This is a genomic window from Paenibacillus sp. 01T422, from assembly GCF_056398785.1.
In genome coordinates this window covers 1-2,000 of the sequence record NZ_JBFTQB010001049.1, presented here as the reverse complement: position 1 = coordinate 2,000, position 2,000 = coordinate 1, and the positions used below count along the sequence as shown (strand labels likewise).

Sequence of the window (2,000 nt, the reverse complement as noted above, 5' to 3'; positions counted from 1 at the left end):
TATTCCATTGAGTGAATTGCTTGAAATGACTTTCTCGTCCACCAGCGTGTCGAAATATTCATTAAAAGCAACTACCTTCAGATCAGCTTTCTCAGAAAATATATCTCCGAACTTCACCTCAATCTCTGAGGTGTTGATCGTAAGTTTGATGCTTCGGCGCAGAGTAGCATGAATCCAGGTTCCCAAGTAAACAAGAACCAGCAATGCCAGTGCCCCTCCACCAATGACGCCTTTCAATTTAGGATCTATTTCAACAAAAAGAAAGACAATGGAAGTAAGAACGCTTATTACACTTAGAAAGCCGTAGAAAGTATGCAGTATCTTTTTACCAAAAAACGGAACTTTCATTAACATGTTCTCCTTTAGCGGATCAGGCCCCATTTGATTTGCGCGTCACGGCTGTAATGATTCTTCCCATTACTAAGATGCTCACCATTCACATGAAAACGCGTGATAGCACCCAAAATGCAATCTTTATCAAATGGGATATGGATTGCCTCTATACCTGTACTATTTATACGGTCAGCAAGTGCCTTTGGCCAAATATCACTATGGCTCTCCACATGCAGAATGGATGAAAATTCGGGATAGGCGATAATAAGCGGAATTTTGTAAGTGTCTATTGCTTGCTCAATCTCATAGGATAAAACACTTCCGGTATAACGCGTCTTACTCGTAAGGACGACGAACATGTTTTTTGATGCTCTCAGCCGCTCTTGAATGCGCGCATATAATGTTGCCCGTTTACTTGTATCACGTACCGCATCCGTTTTTTCGTGACTGTTAGTCAGCGAAAATTCGATATTTTTGTTCGTACTCCATGCTTGAAGTGTGGCATAGTATTTGAAGTCAGACTTTGTAGGGTCTGTTTCTCCTAAACCATCAAAAGCGACATAGGTTCCTGTCCGGTTTGCCATCAGTTTAACCTCCCTGTATAGACTTGAATTCCGAATCCAATTACCTTCATATCATATCATAACTTTGGAAAATAGTGGGCAAGTCCTAGTCAGAAAGAACTAAGAACCCCCAGCCAAATAGTCTCAGGAGTCAACATATTACATTATTTAACTTGCTTAACGACAATTCTATTCATTTCACTTCTTTTCGCCGAGAAGAGTTGAGTGTTTGTTCACCATAGAAGACATCGATTGAAACGGAGACTCCCATACTAGCCTAACGACGGGGTAGTATTTTTAACGAATATTAAACTTAGAAACTTTTTTCATAAATAAAAGATAGTTATCTCACTTTGTCGTCCTAAGCTATTGTTACGTGCTTTTTCAGCAGTTTATCTTAAGCATTCCCTACTACAATGTGTGTATGGCCTCATTTCAAACTCAAATTGCTTATATTCGGGTGACTTTCTTGTCGCCAACTTGTTTTTGAGGGATATTTTTGTCGAAAAAAAACGACAAGAATATCCCTCAAACAGAAAAAAACCTTGATTTAGCAAGGTTCTTAATAGGGACTTTCATGTCGTTAGACTAAAAAAGTCCCGGACCACGTCCTGTCGCTCCATAAAGGAACTTCAGGCTCGCGATCCGAGACTTTATTCAGCTTGCCTATTACTTTTTGATCGATTTCATGATCGCGGTAACGGCTTCAGCACGCGTAGCGTTCGCTTGCGGCTTGAATGAACCGTCGCTATAGCCGTCGATCACATGGCTAGCCGATGCAGAAGCAACGGCGCTTTGTGCCCATTCGGAGATCGCTGTGCGATCCGTGAATGTATTGCCTGCCGCTGCTGCAGGCAGCTTGGCTGCACGTACGATCATCGCCGCCATTTGCTCGCGGGTGATTTTATCATCCGGTCCAAAAGAGCTGTCGCTGTAGCCGGAGATGATGTCATAGGCTGCTGCTGTTTCAATTGCTTTGCGAGCCCAGTGATTGTTCGTGTCAGCAAAACCTTTGCCGCTCTTCTCTTGAAGCTTGTAGGCTTTGACGAGAATCGATGCAAATTCCGCACGAGTAATCGTATGATCCGGTCCGAAGGTACCGTC

3 protein-coding genes are annotated in these 2,000 nt (G+C 42.7%); all 3 read right to left on the bottom strand.

What is annotated here, in order from left to right:
* On the bottom strand, positions 1–348 hold a 348-nt coding region (locus AC1DUA_RS35330), incomplete at its 3' end, for a macro domain-containing protein (protein WP_477504181.1).
* A 14-nt stretch (positions 349–362) separates the two neighbouring features.
* A complete protein-coding gene (locus AC1DUA_RS35325; protein ID WP_477504180.1) occupies positions 363–917 on the bottom strand; it encodes a TIR domain-containing protein in 555 nt (184 codons plus the stop codon).
* Positions 918–1,565: 648 nt separating this feature from the next.
* A partial coding sequence (locus tag AC1DUA_RS35320; RefSeq protein WP_477504179.1) for an S-layer homology domain-containing protein occupies positions 1,566–2,000 on the bottom strand: 435 nt, incomplete at its 5' end.